The following is a 1567-nucleotide window of genomic DNA, read 5'->3' on the forward strand; positions in this document are numbered from 1 at the left end:
AGGATTTTCACGTTCTTGAAAGATTTTAAAACAATCATGCTCTTCGGAGCAGTATTTACCGAAGAGAAAGAATTGTCAGACCGGGCAAAGTTTCACGAAGGTTCGCATGTCGAGCAGTATCAAACCCTATTCACTACAGGTATGGTCCTTGCGGTCATGACGATGTTTATTTGCTTCGCTTTCGACATCTACGGCTGGTGGATGCTGGCACTTATCGCTATCCCGCTTTTACTCTATTACGCCTGGTATGGTATTGAGTATCTGGTACGGTTAATCATGTACAGAGATGCTGACAAGGCTTACAGGAGGATTGCTTTCGAGCAGGAAGCCTATGACTTGGAAAACGAATATCTCAAACCGTGTAATGAGAGGAAATATGCGAGTAGTTTTAGTTTTTTGAAATATTACTAAAAATCCGCCTCCGAGCTATCACAGACCGGAGGCGGGGAAATTAAAATCAATTATATGGCTTTTGGCCACAAATTCGTACAAATGTAACGATTAAAAACAGAAGGAGGTGCAAGGTGAAGATGTTTAATGGTATATATGAGATGTTGATTATCGTAATATTCGAGTTCTTTCTCGTGTTTATTGCAATGGGCTGGGATTTCTGTTCCGGATATTATAAAGCAAAACTACGTCATGAGGACCGAAACAGTTACGGCTTACGTCGAACAGTTAGCAAGTTTATTCTGTATGCTGGTAGTATATGTATCGCTTGCGGTGTCGATTCTATTAGCTTCGTATGTCGGTTCTGGGAGTTTATTCATCTTTCTCCGCTGATGAAAGTGCCGGTGGTGTCGTCTATCGTAGCGGTATTTATTCTCGTGACAGAAGGGCGGTCAATCTGGGAAAAGGCGGATGCTAAACAACGCCGTCAGGCAGCAAAATCAATTGATTTATTAAGTAGTATAGTTAGTAAAGAATCTCTCAAAGAAGCCTTTACACAGGCACTCATTGAGGCAAAAGATAAGGAGGACAAAGAATATGGCAGATGTGAATAAATTAGCTCCATTCATCCTGCAATGGGAAGGTGGATTTGTAAATGACCCCGACGATTTAGGCGGTGCAACAAACAAAGGGATTACTCTCTCTACTTATGAAGCCTACTGTTTCAGAAAAGGATACCCCAAACCAACAGTAGAGCGCTTGAAGAATATTTCTGAAAGAGAATGGACAGAAATATTGAAGACAATGTATTGGGATAGATGGAAAGCGGACCAAATAATCAATCAGTCCGTAGCTGACATTTTAGTAGATTGGGTATGGGCTTCCGGCGGATACGGTATTAAGCGACCGCAAAAAATATTAGGTGTCAAAGCGGACGGTATCGTTGGTCCTCTTACTATAGCCGCTGTGAATGCTCGCGACTCTAAAGAACTATTCTACGCAATTAAAGCGGACCGAATTAAGTTTATAGATGAAATATGCGAGTCTAGACCGGCAAACAATAAGTTTAAAAAAGGTTGGATAAACCGAATTAACGCTATAAGGTTTGAACCATGAAAGCTTGGCACGTCATATTGATATTTGTATTCTACGGGATTAGTTTCTGGGGAGGATATAA

Annotated in this window: 3 protein-coding genes; all 3 read left to right on the top strand. The window is 41.1% G+C overall.

What is annotated here, in order from left to right:
* The coding region (locus DW103_RS17835) for a hypothetical protein (RefSeq protein WP_122278625.1) at positions 1–411 on the top strand (411 nt) is incomplete at its 5' end.
* 119 nt (positions 412–530) lie between these two features.
* On the top strand, positions 531–1004 hold the full coding sequence (locus DW103_RS17840) for a phage holin family protein (protein WP_122278627.1): 474 nt from the start codon (positions 531–533) through the stop codon (positions 1002–1004).
* Positions 988–1506 (top strand): glycoside hydrolase family 108 protein, encoded by a 519-nt coding sequence (locus DW103_RS17845; RefSeq protein ID WP_122278629.1) that lies wholly within the window; start codon positions 988–990, stop codon positions 1504–1506. Before DW103_RS17840 ends, DW103_RS17845 begins: the two co-directional genes overlap by 17 nt.
* The last annotated feature ends 61 nt before the right edge of the window (positions 1507–1567 follow it).

The organism is Parabacteroides sp. AM08-6, assembly GCF_003473295.1.
Taxonomy (GTDB): Bacteria; Bacteroidota; Bacteroidia; order Bacteroidales; family Tannerellaceae; genus Parabacteroides.